Origin of the sequence: Flavobacterium sandaracinum (genome assembly GCF_004349135.1) — a bacterium.
Lineage (GTDB): Bacteria > Bacteroidota > Bacteroidia > Flavobacteriales > Flavobacteriaceae > Flavobacterium > Flavobacterium sandaracinum.
This window is the reverse complement of sequence record NZ_SMFN01000003.1, coordinates 200,146-216,418: the sequence shown is the minus strand read 5'-3', so window position 1 is coordinate 216,418 and position 16,273 is coordinate 200,146. Positions and strand designations below refer to the sequence as shown.

The following is a 16,273-nucleotide window of genomic DNA, read 5'->3' as shown; positions in this document are numbered from 1 at the left end:
CGTTATTCTAAATCGGAGGCTTTCCGTCGTTTAAATCCTTTGTAAATTTCTATCCAAAGTACGGACACAATCCCTACTAAAATACTCAATCCCATTTGGATTCCAGAAACCCTTTCAAACTGGAAAAAAGAAGCAAATAATGGGATAAACAGCAAGGAAGCCGTGACCAAAATGGTGGCACTTATAATCAATAAAACTAAATTGTTTTTATATTGTAATGTTGTAAAAATGGAGTAATAAAAGGAACGATTGGTGAGTGTTAGAAAAATATTGGACGAAATTAACGTTAGGAATACTAGGGTCCTTGTAGTACTTTCAGAACAATTTGTAGCTATGCAATACTGGTACATGAATAACAGTCCTATTGTAATGACTAGTCCCTGAATGATACTGATTGTTATTTCTTTAAGTTTAAAAAATGTACTCGTAAAAGGTCTGGGTTGTAATAGCATTAAGTTGCGTTCCATAGGTTCATTCTCATATATTATTGAGCAAGTTGGCCCCATTATTATTTCTAGAAAAATAACGTGAACTGGGGAGAAAATATTAGGATAAATCCATCCTAATGCCAAAGGGATAAAGACAATCAAGATGATAGGGATGTGTATTGAAATGATATATTGGATGGCTTTTTTTAGATTATTGTATATTTTCCTACCCATGGCAACCGCATCAATCATTTTGGAGAAATCATCCTCAATCAGGATCAGATTGGCAGCTTGTTTAGCAATTTCTGTTCCCTTTTTTCCCATCGCAATTCCTATGTGGGCTGATTTTAACGCGGGTCCATCGTTTACGCCATCACCAGTCATGGCTACAATTAGATTGTTGTCTTTTAGTGCTTTTATAATTTTGAGTTTTGCTTCGGGAAACATTCTTGTAAAAATGGCAGTTTCCATAACCTTTTCTCTAAGTGTTGCGTCGTCCATCGCCATTAATTCATCTCCATTTATTGTTTTATCGGCATTTTTAAAACCAATTTGTTTTGCGATTGTTGCTGTTGTTTCCGCATTGTCGCCTGTAACTATTTTTACTTGGATTCCAGCGTTGTATAGTGTTTCCAGTACTGCTTTGATATTTGCTTTTGGAGGATCGTAAAAGGCAACTAATCCTTTAAATTTAAAAGAAAAATCTTGCTGCTTTTCAGGATAGTCAGAGCCTGAAAATGCTGCAAGTCCAACACCTAAAACCCGGTAACCTTCTAAAGCCATTTTGCTCATTGCGGCTATAATTTTTTGTTTTTCATTATCGGATAAATTAGAGGTTGCTATCAATGCTTCCGTAGCACCTTTGGCAGCGATAATTCTGTTCCCATTTTGATTTTCGAAAACATGAGTCATCATGGGTGGTTTCCCCTCTAATGGATATTCATGTACGAGTTTAAAATTAGGCCGTTCATCTGCTATTTTTAATTTTGAATAGGCATCATGCAACGCGATTTCCATTGGGTCAAAAGGAATGGGTTCGCTGGCCCACATCGCTATAGTTAATAATTCAGTATTATTATCCGAACAAGGTTCGTTTATACTATCATTCGACAGCGTATAGCATTGCGCCAGACTCATCTTGTTTTCTGTAATCGTTCCTGTTTTATCTGTACAAATTACGTTTGCACTTCCTAAAGTTTCTACGGTTTTTGTTTGTTTAACGATAATCCCCATTTTCATCAAGCGCCAAGAACCAAGGGCCATAAAGGTGGTGAAAGCAACTGGAATCTCCTCTGGAATAATACTCATTGCCAAAGTAAGGGCTTTCAGTAGGCTGTCCAGAACCTGTTTAGAATTATAATAATTTATAAACCAGACAAAGCCAAAAATCACCAAACCAACAAGAGACATCTTTTTGACAAAGTTTCCGATTTGAATTTGCAAAGGTGTTTTTTCTTCCACAATAGATTCTAGACTTTTGCCTATTATTCCCAATTGAGTTTTGTTCCCTATCGCGGTTACTTCGCAAATTGCCAAACCACTAGTAACAATTGTTCCAAGAAATACAGTGTTATTTTTTGTCCTTTCCTTTTTAAAAACGGCCAGCGATTCTCCAGTAAGAATGGATTCATTAACAGAGAAATCATTGGATTGAAGGATGATGCCGTCCGCGGAAATAAAAGTACCTTCTTCCGCTTGGAGTAGATCACCTATGACGATTTCCTCGCTTGGGATTTCTATTATTTCATTGTTGCGAATGACTTTGCTTTTGGGTTGGGATAATTTTTTTAAAGCTTCAATTGCTGTTCTGCTTTTTGATTCCTGATAAAGTGAAATAGTAGAAACTAATAGTATTGCTGCGCTCATGAAAATTCCATTTCCAAAATCACCTGTAATGAAATAAATACTGGTTGCAGTGAGTAAAAGCAGGAACATGGGTTCTTTGACCATTTCAAATATCGAATTCAGAAAAAGATTTTTTTTCTGTTGAACTATAGCGTTTGATCCAAACTTTGTTCTCGAAAGTACTACTTCTTCATTTGAAAGTCCTTTCAGCGGTTGTTGGGTTTCTGTCATAACAAAATAAATTTATCGGATTTAATAGATTGGAAACCATAGCTTAAATGAGGAACAAAGAATTGACTTCGAAATGCAATTTAATTATTTATTGTATAAATAAGCTGTTTTTTTGCTTAAAATTGTCTATATTTGCACGCAATTAAACTCCAACTACAATTGCAATGATCGCACACAACTCTAAGATTATCGGTGAAGGATTAACTTACGATGATGTCCTATTAGTACCCAACTACTCAAATGTGCTTCCTCGCGAAGTGAGTATTCAATCTAAATTTTCAAGAAATATAACACTAAATGTTCCAATTGTATCCGCTGCAATGGATACTGTTACTGAAAGTGCAATGGCAATTGCTATGGCACAAGAGGGCGGAATTGGCGTTTTACATAAAAATATGACAATCGAGCAGCAAGCTGCCAAAGTACGAAAAGTGAAGCGTGCAGAGTCTGGGATGATTATCGATCCGGTTACTTTGCCTTTAACTTCTACTGTGGCTGATGCTAAAAATGCGATGAAAGAATATGGAATTGGAGGAATTCCAATTGTAGACGATAATCAAATTTTAAAAGGAATCGTCACTAACAGAGATTTGCGTTTTGAAAAAAATAGCGCCAGACCTATTATTGAGGTAATGACCAGCGAAAATTTAGTTACTGTTGCTGAAGGTACTTCACTAGAACAAGCAGAAGTAGTTTTACAGGGACACAAAATCGAAAAATTACCAGTTGTTAACAAAGACTACAAATTAGTAGGCTTGATTACCTTTAGAGATATCACTAAATTAACCCAAAAACCAATTGCTAACAAAGATGTTTATGGTCGTTTGCGTGTTGCTGCAGCGATTGGTGTTACTGGTGATGCGGTGCAAAGAGCTGAAGCATTAGTAAATGCTGGAGTTGATGCCATTATTATTGATACCGCTCATGGACACACACAAGGTGTGGTTAATGTTCTTAAAGAAGTAAAAAGGAAATTTCCTCAAATTGATGTTATTGTAGGTAACATTGCTACACCGGAAGCAGCTAAGTTCTTAGTTGAAAATGGAGCTGATGGTGTAAAAGTAGGAATTGGACCTGGTTCAATTTGTACCACGCGTATTGTTGCGGGTGTTGGTTTTCCTCAATTTTCTGCTGTTCTTGAAGTGGCTGCGGCTATCAAAGGAACTGGAGTTCCAGTTATTGCTGATGGTGGAATTCGGTATACAGGTGATATTCCTAAGGCTATTGCTGCAGGTGCTGACTGTGTGATGTTGGGTTCCTTATTGGCCGGTACCATGGAATCTCCTGGTGAAACTATTATTTTTGAAGGAAGAAAATTCAAATCGTACCGCGGAATGGGTTCTGTTGAAGCGATGCAGGAAGGTTCAAAAGACCGTTATTTTCAAGATGTTGAAGATGATGTAAAGAAATTAGTTCCAGAAGGAATTGTGGGGCGTGTACCTTACAAAGGAGAACTGAATGAAAGTATGCAACAGTTTATTGGTGGTCTTAGAGCAGGTATGGGATATTGCGGTTCAAAAGATATTCCTACGCTACAAGAAACTGGTCGTTTTGTTCGCATTACAGCTAGTGGAATCAATGAGAGTCATCCTCATAATGTAACTATTACAAAAGAAGCTCCAAATTATTCAAGATAAATTTTAAGCTTAAAGTATAAAAAAAAGGCTGCCTAGAGTTGAAAACTTTTGGCAGCCTTTTTAAGTACTTAATCTCTTTTTGGAGTGTTTTTCTTGTCTCTCTTTTCTTCTTTCTTTTCTTTAGCCGTTTTCAACGGCTCTTTTTTAGCTGTTTTCTTTGCGTCTTGACTTTTTGCCATGATATAGATTTTTAAAATTAGTTTTTTATGATGTAAGTAAATGTATATAATTTTTTTGATTTGGAATCAAAAAATATTTTAAAAACATTCCTTCGATGATTAATCACTATACTCTTTTAGCATAGAAAGAGTAGGACACAAGCCATATTAAAAATTAAGGAGTCTATTTTCTTAAATAAGAAGTTCTGTTCTCTATTAATTTTGTTTTAGGTGTATTTACTGCTAATTCCTTAATCGCTACTGAAATCTAGGAATTGTAGAATTAGAAATGAAACTAGCTGGATTTTCATTGTAATTATTTCTTCTTTAAAACCTTATATTCCTCATAACAACCACTTATAGCATCCATGATTTGTAAGTCATTTGCGGATTGTATAAAAGATTCGGAATAGTTGCAACGCTGGAGAATTTCAGCTATTTCATTTTTTTCAACGCCTAAGAGAACAGAAATCATTTCTCTGTCAAATTTAGATTCTAGTAGATTTCGAACCGTGTCATCTTTTTTCATCTCTTTTAGTTTCTTAAGCTCTTTCGGTTTTTTACCAAAAAAATTATAGAGCACATCTGCTGGATTAAAGATGGATCCAAGTACTCTTCCAAAGGCATTTGGAGAATAAGCGCCGGCTTCATATCCTTGGGTTAGTCCTGAAATGCTGTACCTGTAGTTTTCTTTTACGGGAATAATTTTCGTGTCTACTTCTAGGTATCCAGTTAAATTAAAGGGACGTATAACTATTTCTTCAAGTGCGATGGCTTTTTCAGTAAGTTGTATCTTTGTGCTTTTATTTTTGATCCAGTCATTAGTAACGCGCACGCGGAGCGATTGAAAACCTAAACTAGTAATGTGAAGTGTGTCGTTAAGCTGCACATCGATTTCAAAATATCCTCTTGAGTCAGTAGTTGCACCTCTTACTTTATTGATATTTATGATATTCACATTAGGTAAAGACTGTCTAGTTGTGTTACTGATGATGATACCATCAACTTTTTGGGAAGGTTCTTTAACTTGTGCAACAGCAATCGCAGAGAGGATTGTAAACAAAAAAACTACAAAATATTTCATACACTGATTTAAGACTTTAAAAGTAATAAATCAGGATTAAATATTTTGTAGTTCCAGTATATAATTACAAGAAAATTAACAATGAATGTTAGTCTCTTCTTGGTCTTCTTGGTCTTGGTGCATCACCAAAGCTTTCAGAGCGTCTAGGTGCTCTATCAGATGAACCTTCAGTTCTAGGTCTGTCAGATGAAAAACCACCTTCTCTTCTTGGAGCAGCACTTCTAGAATCACTTCTTCCGCCAAAACCACCTTCTCTTGGAGCTGAATTTCTATCGCTTCTAAAACCACCACCGCCTGAGCCTTCTCTTCTTGGTGCAAAACTACCTTCTCTTCTTGGAGCTGAACTTCTTCCGCCGCCAAAACTTCCACCAGAGCTTCTTCCGTTATGGTCACGTCTTCCGCCACCGTCGTTTTTAGAAATCTCAACATTGATTCTACGTCCTTCTAATTGTACGTTGTTCAATATTTCCATTACTTTATCTGTGTGTTCTGGATCAGTATTAAAGAAAGAGAAACCTTCTTTAACATCTACTTTGAAAACGTCATCACGACCTAAGTCTAATGTTTCTTTCAAGTAATCTTTCAATGACATCCAATCAAAGTTATCTCTAGAACCTATATTCACGAAATATCTTGTTGCACCGCCATTGTTATTTTCTCTTGGAGCACCATCTCTATCATCACGTTCACGTCTTTCAGAACCTGAAGCTTGATTAGAAAGATCTCTCGTTTTCTTGTAGTAATTGATAAAACGATTAAATTCAACTGATACCATTTTCTTGATTAATTCCTCTTTCGATAAACCTTCAAGAACGCTATTAATTGCAGGAAGATAGTTGTCAATTTCGTGATCAACTTCTGTATCTTTAATTTTAGTAGCTAAGTGTAACAATTGGATTTCGCAGATTTCGATTCCAGATGGAATAGTTTTTTCTTCGAATTTTTGTTTAATGATTCTTTCGATAGAAGAAATCTTACGCAATTCACTTTTAGTAACAATTACAATAGAAGTTCCTAATTTTCCAGCACGACCTGTACGTCCAGAACGGTGGTTGTAGGTTTCAATTTCGTCAGGTAATTGATAATTTACTACGTGAGTAATATTGTCAACATCAATTCCACGAGCAGCAACATCAGTAGCTACAAGCATTTGGATTTGGCGACCTCTAAAAGATTTCATAACACCATCACGTTGCGCTTGAGATAAATCTCCGTGCAATGCAGCAGCACTGTATCCATCTTCTACTAATTTTTCAGCAACAGCTTGCGTATCTCTTTTAGTACGACAAAAAACTACTGAGAAGATGTCTGGATTAGCATCAGCTAAACGTTTCAAAGCTTCGTAACGGTCACGTGCATTTACAAGATAAAATTCGTGAGAAACGGTAGCTGAGCCTGAGTTTTTAGCTCCAACCGTAATTTCGATTGGATCTTTCATGAATTGTTTTCCAATACGTGCTACTTCAGCAGGCATTGTTGCAGAGAATAACCATGTGTTTTTTTCGTCTGGCGTAGTAGAAAGGATGTTTACGATATCTTCGTAGAAACCCATGTTCAACATTTCGTCAGCTTCGTCAAGAATACAATAGTTGATTTGAGAGATGTTTACTAAACCTCTATTAATCATGTCTTGCATTCTTCCTGGAGTTGCCACAATGATTTGTGCGCCTCTCTTTATGTCTCTCGCTTGTTCTGTAATGCTAGCTCCACCGTAAACTGCTACCACATTAATACCTTTTTCGTATTTAGAGTAGTTTTTAATTTCGTTGGTAATCTGCAAACAAAGTTCGCGTGTTGGAGATAAAATTAATGCTTGTGTGTTTCTGTTGTCGGCATCAATTTTCTGAATAACTGGAAATCCAAATGCTGCCGTTTTCCCTGTCCCTGTCTGAGCCAACGCAACCATATCTGTGTCTTTTTCCAATAATAGGGGAATCGCTTTCTCCTGTACTTCGGTCGGATTCTCAAATCCTAGATCTAAAATCGCCTTCAGTAACGATTCACTCAATCCTAATTGTTCAAATTTATTCATATGTATTTTTAAAATAGGGTGCAAAATTACTGTTTATAATTCATATAAACTAATGCTATTTTAAGAATTAATGATTTATTATAATTTGATTATCAGAAAGTTATATTTTTATTTGCAAATTTCCCGTTTCACTTTAGGCAATTGAGTGTGAAATTATGACTTAATTTTTATTTTTTTGTTGTAAAAATGTTGTATTACCGAGTCATTTAGCCTCTGTCAAAAAACAGATCAATTGATGTGTTGCTTTTCCTCTATGACTAATCTTATTTTTTACATTTAATGATAGTTGAGCGAATGTTTCAGAAAATCCTTCTGGCTGAAAAATTGGATCATAGCCAAAACCTTCATTTCCAGTTTTTTCTAAAGTAATCTTACCTTTTGCAATTCCTGTAAAAAGGTGTTGTTCTCCGTTTATATTTAGTGCAATCACGGTTTTAAATTGTGCTGCTCTATTATTTTTATCGGATAGATTTACCAATAATTTATTCATATTATCTTCTGAATTGCGTTGTTCGCCTGCATAACGTGCGGAGAAAACTCCTGGTTCGCCACTCAAAGCGTCCACTTCGAGTCCGGTGTCATCGGCAAAACAATCAAATCCGTATTTTTCAGTGACATAATTGGCTTTTTGAATCGCATTACCTTCAATAGTTTCCGCTGTTTCAGGGATATCCTCTAGACAACCAATACTCTCTAAACTCACAATGGTTATAGATTTTGGAAGCATGCTTTGTAATTCGTAGATTTTATTCTTGTTGTTAGAAGCGAAAACGAGTTGCATTTTTTTAGTTTTAGAGCCAAATATACATTTTATAGCAATTAGGTTTAGTGCAAAACAGTTTTTTGTTTATTTGCCTTTAAATCTGGATCCTGTCACAGGAATAATTTTTTCAAAGTATAAGGAATAATTTCATCAATGTTATGTATTAAATATTAGTTAAAGTATTGATTTAAAGCAATTTAAATATATTTAATTGTATATTTGAGTGTGATTTTGATTGATCACTTGAGTAATTTACCAGTCATGGTGATACTATTCGAATAGTCAATTGTACTGAACGGTAGAGTTGATAATGGTAAATCGAAATTAACAATTGGAGGTCTTTCACGAGACCTCCTTTTTGTTTATAAAATCTTGTTGAGCTTCTAAAAAATTTAATTCAGTGAGTGAAGTTTTAAATTAAAACAGAAACAGGTTAAATATTAGTTAAACAATTGATAGTTAGTTGTTTGTTTTTTAAATAGCCTTATCTTTGAATATGGTTTTGGTTTATTGTTGAATATATCCATCTGGGAGGAGAAGAGTATTTAATAGTTTAGCAGTGTCGAAAGATATTAGCAGATAACAACAAACCAAAGTCCATATTAGGAAGCCCCTTAAAAAGGCTTCCTTTTTTTATGTGTTAACTATTAAATTTCAGTTTTCGATATTCTTCAAGTAGTTTTACTATAATTTTCGGTTTTATAAATCAAATGATACACCTACCGGTATTTATGGGTAGTAATCAACTTATAGTATACAAGCTAAATGTTTATTTAAGGTTTTTTTGAGTTTGGTGTAATTAGTCTTATTCTTTATATATGATTTTGCTTTGATCTTGAGTGTGGTTGTTTGTAAAGGGCAGCTTATCTGATAGTTAGTTGTATCGAAAGGTTAAAGCTGATAATAACGAACCTACATATACATTTGGAGTTCCTCACAAAGACCTTTTTTTCGCGGTATATCTTAAAATCTTAATGCGAGATTTTAGGAGCTTGCTGCATCAATTTTGAAAAACAAATCAACTACTGCAGTAAGGAAATGTCAATTTCTTTTTAAAATTAAAATTTCATGACTATAAACAAATCAACTTAGTTATAGAAATCTGATTTTTAGATTTTTTTATTGTGGTGCACACCTTCGATTTTAACAATTTGTTCTGTATCTCTTGTAGCAGGTAAAATACCTTAATTTATGGGTTTTGTTCCTTGTCATGGTTTTATTTCAATCATTTCCACTAATAGTAAATTTGCTTGTTGAGCAAATCCTTTTATACCAAAATCACCTCTAGCCAAGCGAAATCCTATAATAACCCTTACCTATTCTCAACTAACATCACCTACTTGTATAGGAAAATGAGTCGCTCTGTCTTCGCCTGTTTTGTGATAAAAGCTTCTTTTATTACTCCGTTGAAGAACCATAATAGCGTCCTTGCTTAAAGAACTGAAACGCCATGCAAAAATATTTAGCGATGAAGTGGAATATACTTGTTTGCAGTCAGCTCCGTGAATTGTTACCCAAATATTTTTTTATTGATTATCGTCAGTAATATAGAAGGCGTAATACTTTCCTAATCAAAGTAGCTAAGATTCAGTTGGGTTCCAAATGGGATCGTCAAATCGATATATTTAGATCTTTGATATAGGTGGCAACGGTCATTTCTTGAAAAAGATAGTAGATCAGTGGAGCGCTCTATAAAATATTGTTGCACTACTGGCATAATTATTTTGAACAAATATTTTACTTAATCCAAAAACGGAAAACTTTTCAGAAGACATATTCGTGTAAGATGCTTTTAGTCAAATCAATTAAAAATAGCATTGCCAAGCGTAAATAAAGGATAGGCCTAAAACGAAATTTAAATAAGTAACAGCGGTGCTACTCCCTTTTGATGGTAATAAAACGAAATGTTTTTGTCTTATTCTTAAAGTAGTTTATTTCCGTTCAATATCAGACTAGTGAAATTTTTGTACTTTTAATGCTTTCATTTAAATGAATCATTTTAATTGATATTTCTTATTAAGGACATCGTTTGAAAACTATAAGATTCTTTTTAACGTATCTATTTTTAATTATTAATAATTCACAAACTATGAGTCTAAAAATAGGCAAACGGTTTTTTGCTGTTTCAAGATTTTTATTTTTCGTCTTGTTTTTTTCAAATGCGTATTCACAGTATGTCTTTAAAAGCGATGCAATTCCTCAAAAAATTTCTTTACACAAATACACTACGATTACTGATGTAGGACAAAGAGATTTAGATATCAAATTTGTTATTGCTAATTATATTGCCCTGAAACCGGTACAACTTCAAACAGAAAATGATGATTTAGGTTTTACCCAAAATAATTTCTGGTCAAGAACAGTATTAAAAAACCCAACTAATTCTACTCTGAATTACTATTTAGAAACTGCCAGACCCATTACCGATTTGGTCGAATTGTATATTGTTGAAGGTGTTACTGGGGAAATCACGAAAAAAATAAGTGGTGATGCTATTCCGTACTCGGAACGAAGTTTTGAAAATCGTAAAACTATTTTCAAAATTGAAATTCCACCAGGGTCTACTCAGCAGTTGTATTTACATTTAAAGAGTGATGGTGAAGCTATTAAAATCCCAATCATTTTGTATTCAGCAGAAAGTTTTATGACAATGATATCAAATGAACAATTGTTCTTTGGTATGTTTTACGGAATTTTAGTAATTGCTGCAATTATCTATTTCTTCTTCTTTTTTGCTTTAAGCGATAAAATATTTTTATACTATAGTTTGTATGTTTTTTTTGTGGGTTTGTTACAATTTGCTTTAGATGGATTTTTCTTTAAATTTGTTACTCCAAATGCAGGTTGGTTTTCTAATCATGCCCTATTGTTTATAGCGATTATTGCTGTTTTTTTATCGGGTAAATACAGTGAGTTATTTTTGAAAATTAAAAAGAATAGTCGGAAAATCTATATTCTATTCAATATAGCCTATGCCTTATTGTTTTCCTTATTGTTCTGCGTTATTTTTATTCCGTCCATTTTGTTGTTTTCATACATTTTAGTAAATGTGCTTACACTCGTATTTTTAATCTTAATTGTTTATTCCATAGCCTATCTTTATTATAAAAGAAAGCCCGTAGATTCTTTTTTTACTGCTGGTATTTTATTTTTAATAACGGGTTTTGGAATCTTTATTTTGTACAATTTTGGTTTATTACCCAATACCTTTTTTACTCAAAACAGTTCTAAAATAGGAACAGGTTTAGAGGTTATTTTCCTTTCCCTTTCGATGTCCAAGTTAATTAGAAATTTGAAAAACGAAAAAAATGAACTCAATCGGATAGCCTTGGTTCGTTCTGAAGAAATGAACGATTTGAAATCCTATTTCTTGTCAAACATCAGTCATGAATTACGAACGCCACTAAATGCTATCGTAAACTTAATTGATTCCATTTCCAGCGAAGTTCAGGACGATAAAATTAGACAAAACTGTCAGGTCATAAAATATTCATCTCATAGTTTATTGAGTTCTGTTAATGATATTTTAGATTTTTCCAAAATTGAAAAAGGGGAATTGAAGTTAGAAATGATTCCATTTGATCCCTTACAGGTTTTGCAGCATTTAAAAGACAATGCCAATAGAATTGCGACAGAGAAAGGACTTAAGTTTGAGTTTTCTGCCTCAAAAATCATTCCTGATTTATTATTTGGGGATGCAACACGTTTACAGCAAATTGTTCATAATGTGCTGAATAATGCCATAAAATTTACAGCCACAGGTTTTATCAAGTTTACTATTGATAGTGAACTAAAAGCGAACAATAGAGCCCGTTTAATTTTGACTATTTCTGACTCGGGTGTAGGATTTCCAAAAGAAAAAATGGATAGAATTTTTGATTCCTTCTCTCAAAATAACAGTAATAATACGCGAAAATTTGGGGGGCTTGGATTGGGACTTTATATTGTGAAAACATTGGTCAATATGCAAAATGGAACTATTGAAATGAATAGTAAAGTCAACGAAGGAACTACGTGCAAAATAGAATTGGATTTTGATATACTGATACAGGAAAAAAAGGAAGTAATTAGTTTTGAGCCTTTGGTTTGCGATTTAGAAGGGAAAACTATTTTGGTAGTGGAAGACAACCCCATCAATCAAATGGTAATTAAAATGATTACTAAAAAATGGTTGAACACCAGCGTTATTTATGCTAGTAATGGACAAGAAGCACTAGAGGCATTCAAAACAAATCAATTTGATATTGTCTTAATGGATCTTCAAATGCCAGTCATGGATGGATATGAAGCCACAATTGCAATTAGAAACGGGGAAGCAGGAGCAGAGAATGTAAATATACCGATTATTGCTATAACCGCTGATGTGATGGAAACTACAAAGCAGCGGGTTAAGGACATTGGGATGAATCATTATTTATCTAAACCTATAAAGAAAGAAACCTTATATGAAACAGTAAAAAAATTAGTTTAGCTGAAGCGCAATCGAACATAAACATGTTTGATTCCTTTTTTTTCAGATTCTCGTTCGTCTATTTCTAAGATATCAGTTAATGATTTTAGCATTGGAGTTAATTTTATAAAACCATAATTTCTAGGATCAAATTCGGGTTTTCTCTTAACGATGAGGTTTCCGACATCACCAAGAAATGCCCATCCATCATCATCGCAAATATCTTCTATGGTGGTTTCAATCAATTCAATGGTTTCAGTATCTATTTTACTCAATGATTTTTCTATCGGTTTTTCAACTGTTTTCCCAGCCGGTTTTCCAGCGGGTTTTATAGTGTCTGCAGAACGTTTTTTTGCTTTTTTCTGAATAGCGCCGTCTAAAACTTCGATGTAAATAAATCGGTCACAAGCAACTATAAAAGAATTAGGTGTTTTTTTCTCTCCAATTCCAATAACTTTCATTCCTGATTCTCTCAAACGAATGGCTAGTCGCGTAAAATCAGAATCACTAGAAACAATACAAAAACCGTCTACTTTATCTGAATATAACAAGTCCATAGCGTCAATAATCATCGCTGAATCCGACGAGTTTTTACCCACGGTATAGCTGTATTGTTGAATAGGTGTAATGGCGTGTTCTAATAATACACTTTTCCAGCCACCTGCATTTGGTTTGGTCCAATCGGCATAGATGCGCTTAGTGGTTGGTGTTCCAAATTTAGCAATTTCTTCCATCATTCCTTTTACATTGCTGTACGGAACATTATCAGCATCAATGAGAACGGCTAATTTTAATTCTTTTGTATCTTGTGACATGAGTTCAAGTATTGAAATAGAAGTCAAAGATAATAGAATATTTTTAAAGCTTATTTGTTTTTTATGTTGCTATATTGTCGATTATATCGTTACTACAAGAAGCTCACCGTGAATGCGAGTCAATAAGCTGTTAATCCTGATACAGGCTAACTTTTAAAAGTGCTGTAAAGGTTTTGTGAGCTATTTTGTTTTTTAAAATCACTTGCTAAATGTAAAGCTTGTTTGAAATTCTGAAACTTTTAAAAAATTGGATTAAGCTTTATCTTTTTTTTAAATCATCTAGAAAATGGTTCATCACAGAGCTGTAAATGTTAATAGAAGTTTTTATCGGATATTATTAACTCCAAATTTGCTTTTCAGAAGTCTTGAGTAGAATTTGGTTTGATTCTTTTTGGGAGGTGCAACTTGTAACTAATACTCCGTTCAACTAATTAACTTCTGTTATAAACTCTGAACCGTGTATGCATGCGAATCTAATTAAAGGAAAGAAATTAATTTGATGTCGATGAGGTCAAAGAGATCTTTGCAGTTTATAATTTTCAAAACACCAGTGCTGATTCGTAAATATATTTAATTTTTGTCTAAAAAATAGTTTTATAAGATGTTCTGTAATTGTTGCCACAATTGTATGCATGAGAAAACTTAAAATTTGATGATCCGCGGTAAAGAAAGGATTATAGTCGACTTTTTAGTACAAACAATTTGTAAATTCTACTCAAGACCGAAAATCGATTATTTTCAATTAGATAGAAATTTCTTATTGATTTTTAATTCTTCCTAAGATGCAATTTTTTTTATTTTTGTAGTGTTTTTTTTGTTCATTTGACGATTAGAGTGCAACAAGGTTTATTGTGAATTAGAGATTCGTAAACAGCTGAAAAATAAATTTACTTTCAAGTCCTTTATAAAATTTAAATAATTATTTTTGCAACTTCTTAAAATTAAAATTATTACTTGATATATTATGGTAAAAGATTTATTCGAAAGGATTCAAAACAATAAAGGACCATTAGGAAAATGGGCTTCACAAGCTGAAGGTTATTTTGTTTTTCCTAAATTAGAAGGTGAGTTGGGTCCAAGAATGCAGTTTGGTGGAAAAGATATTTTAAATTGGAGTTTGAATGACTATTTAGGGCTTGCTAATCACCCTGAAGTACGTAAAGCAGATACGGAAGCAGCAGCACAATACGGCGCAGCTTACCCAATGGGAGCCCGTATGATGAGTGGTCACACTAAATACCATGAGCAATTAGAAAATGAATTGGCGGCTTTTGTAATGAAAGAATCAGCCTATTTGTTGAATTTTGGATACCAAGGAATTATGTCTACAATTGATGCTTTGGCAACAAAAAATGATGTAATTGTATACGATGTTGATGCGCATGCTTGTATTATTGACGGAGTTCGTTTGCACATGGGTAAACGTTTTACATACCGACACAATGACCTTGCTAGTATGGAAAAAAACTTGCAACGTGCTACAAAATTAGCTGAAGTAACTGGAGGAGGAATTCTTTTTATTACAGAAGGTGTTTTTGGAATGCGCGGACAACAAGGGAAATTGAAAGAAATTGTTGCCATGAAGGAAAAATATAATTTCCGTTTATTGGTTGATGATGCACACGGTTTTGGGACACTTGGAAAAACGGGAGCTGGAGCAGGTGAGGAGCAAGGTTGTCAAGATGGAATAGATGTTTATTTCTCTACTTTTGCAAAATCGATGGCTAACATTGGTGCTTTTATTGCTGCTGATAAAGACATTATTGACTATTTGAAATACAATTTGCGTTCCCAAATGTTTGCTAAGGCATTACCAATGATTCAAACAATTGGTTCGTTGAAGCGTTTAGAATTGTTGCGCAATCACCCAGAATTAAAAGATAAATTGTGGGAAAATGTGAATGCATTGCAAAACGGATTGAGAGAACGTAACTTTAATATTGGAGATACAAATACGTGTGTGACTCCTGTATATCTTGAGGGAAGTGTGCCAGAAGCAATGATTATGGTAAACGATTTGAGAGAGAATTATGGTATTTTCTTATCTATTGTAATCTATCCAGTGATTCCAAAAGGAATTATCTTGTTGAGAATGATTCCTACCACCTCTCATACGTTATCAGATGTAGAGGAAACTCTTACTGCCTTTGAAGCGATTCGTGAAAAATTAGAAAATGGTACTTACAAAGAAATTGCATCTCGAACTACAGTTGATTTAGACGCATAGTCCAACAAATACTCTTTTCGTCCTAGGAATACGGGGCATTAATAGGAAGAATTATAATTCAAAAAAATCTCATTCGTCACGGCGACTGAGATTTTTTTTGGTTTTAATCTAATGGAAACAATCTATTTTTATTAGAATTTTAAATACTAACATTAGAAAAGTAATTTTTTTTTCAGTTTTCGCTTTGGTGAGTGTTCCCATTTCTTAGACTTAAGAAAAAGGAACTGAAATAACTCCAGAAAAAATAGATATTGAAGAGCCTGTTGCTGAGCAATTTTATAGTAGTAACTAAAAAGATACCATTTTGATGAATCTGACGATTGAGGGAAATCAGGTAGTATCTGGAAAATTAAAAGCCCGTACGCTTCTTGCCGACTACGCCTTTATGTTTGAAGTTATTTCATCCGTTTGACAGGTTTTTTTCTTGAAAGACGGGAATACGTATTTAGAGGGTAATGGATACATTATTGAAGAGGCTATGGGAAATGGAATTTTCAAAGACACAAACAATTAAAATTCGATGTAAAAAGTATTTTGTCAAGAGTGAATTTTCACTCGAAACCTTTTTAGGCTAGAGCAAGCCAAAATAGAAAATAGAATCAA

General features: G+C 33.8%; 8 protein-coding genes. 3 read left to right on the top strand and 5 right to left on the bottom strand.

The window, feature by feature from the left end; genetic code table 11:
- Positions 1 to 2 precede the first annotated feature (2 nt).
- Positions 3 to 2,504 carry a cation-translocating P-type ATPase gene (locus E0F91_RS04195; protein WP_132065101.1) on the bottom strand — a complete coding sequence of 834 codons (2,502 nt, stop codon included), beginning with the start codon at positions 2,502 to 2,504 and terminating at the stop codon, positions 3 to 5.
- A gap of 164 nt (positions 2,505 to 2,668) precedes the next feature.
- Here E0F91_RS04195 and guaB point away from each other — a divergent pair, with 164 nt between their 5' ends.
- Positions 2,669 to 4,141, top strand: coding sequence for an IMP dehydrogenase (gene guaB / locus E0F91_RS04190; RefSeq protein ID WP_132065100.1), 1,473 nt, complete (start codon positions 2,669 to 2,671; stop codon positions 4,139 to 4,141).
- A gap of 474 nt (positions 4,142 to 4,615) precedes the next feature.
- On the opposite strand, the gene E0F91_RS04180 is transcribed toward guaB, so the two are convergent.
- The 3 genes from E0F91_RS04180 to E0F91_RS04170 form a co-directional block, all read right to left on the bottom strand.
- Positions 4,616 to 5,383 carry a carboxypeptidase-like regulatory domain-containing protein gene (locus E0F91_RS04180; protein WP_132065099.1) on the bottom strand — a complete coding sequence of 256 codons (768 nt, stop codon included), beginning with the start codon at positions 5,381 to 5,383 and terminating at the stop codon, positions 4,616 to 4,618.
- A gap of 88 nt (positions 5,384 to 5,471) precedes the next feature.
- On the bottom strand, positions 5,472 to 7,415 hold the full coding sequence (locus E0F91_RS04175) for a DEAD/DEAH box helicase (RefSeq protein ID WP_132065098.1): 1,944 nt from the start codon (positions 7,413 to 7,415) through the stop codon (positions 5,472 to 5,474).
- A 202-nt stretch (positions 7,416 to 7,617) separates the two neighbouring features.
- A complete protein-coding gene (locus E0F91_RS04170; RefSeq protein WP_132065097.1) occupies positions 7,618 to 8,196 on the bottom strand; it encodes a non-canonical purine NTP diphosphatase in 579 nt (192 codons plus the stop codon).
- 2,071 nt (positions 8,197 to 10,267) lie between these two features.
- Between E0F91_RS04170 and E0F91_RS04165 the strand changes: the two genes are divergently transcribed.
- The gene (locus E0F91_RS04165; protein WP_132065096.1) at positions 10,268 to 12,649 is read left to right on the top strand and encodes a hybrid sensor histidine kinase/response regulator; all 2,382 of its coding nucleotides are present in this window, start codon (positions 10,268 to 10,270) and stop codon (positions 12,647 to 12,649) included.
- Here E0F91_RS04165 and E0F91_RS04160 read toward each other — a convergent pair.
- Positions 12,646 to 13,443: an NYN domain-containing protein gene (locus E0F91_RS04160; RefSeq protein WP_132065095.1), complete on the bottom strand. Its 798-nt coding sequence runs from the start codon at positions 13,441 to 13,443 to the stop codon at positions 12,646 to 12,648. The two genes, E0F91_RS04165 and E0F91_RS04160, sit on opposite strands and share 4 nt — an antisense overlap.
- A gap of 964 nt (positions 13,444 to 14,407) precedes the next feature.
- Between E0F91_RS04160 and capB the strand changes: the two genes are divergently transcribed.
- Positions 14,408 to 15,670, top strand: coding sequence for a cysteate-C-fatty acyltransferase (gene capB, locus E0F91_RS04155; RefSeq protein WP_132065094.1), 1,263 nt, complete (start codon positions 14,408 to 14,410; stop codon positions 15,668 to 15,670).
- Positions 15,671 to 16,273 lie beyond the last annotated feature (603 nt).

Bases quoted from the DNA above. Each gene is read 5' to 3' on its own strand.
- E0F91_RS04165 (WP_132065096.1), top strand. From the start codon at position 10,268: ATGAGTCTAAAAATAGGCAAACGGTTTTTTGCTGTTTCAAGATTTTTA.
- guaB (WP_132065100.1), top strand. From the start codon at position 2,669: ATGATCGCACACAACTCTAAGATTATCGGTGAAGGATTAACTTACGAT.
- E0F91_RS04180 (WP_132065099.1), bottom strand. From the start codon at position 5,383: ATGAAATATTTTGTAGTTTTTTTGTTTACAATCCTCTCTGCGATTGCT.
- E0F91_RS04195 (WP_132065101.1), bottom strand. From the start codon at position 2,504: ATGACAGAAACCCAACAACCGCTGAAAGGACTTTCAAATGAAGAAGTA.
- E0F91_RS04175 (WP_132065098.1), bottom strand. From the start codon at position 7,415: ATGAATAAATTTGAACAATTAGGATTGAGTGAATCGTTACTGAAGGCG.
- E0F91_RS04170 (WP_132065097.1), bottom strand. From the start codon at position 8,196: ATGCAACTCGTTTTCGCTTCTAACAACAAGAATAAAATCTACGAATTA.
- E0F91_RS04160 (WP_132065095.1), bottom strand. From the start codon at position 13,443: ATGTCACAAGATACAAAAGAATTAAAATTAGCCGTTCTCATTGATGCT.
- capB (WP_132065094.1), top strand. From the start codon at position 14,408: ATGGTAAAAGATTTATTCGAAAGGATTCAAAACAATAAAGGACCATTA.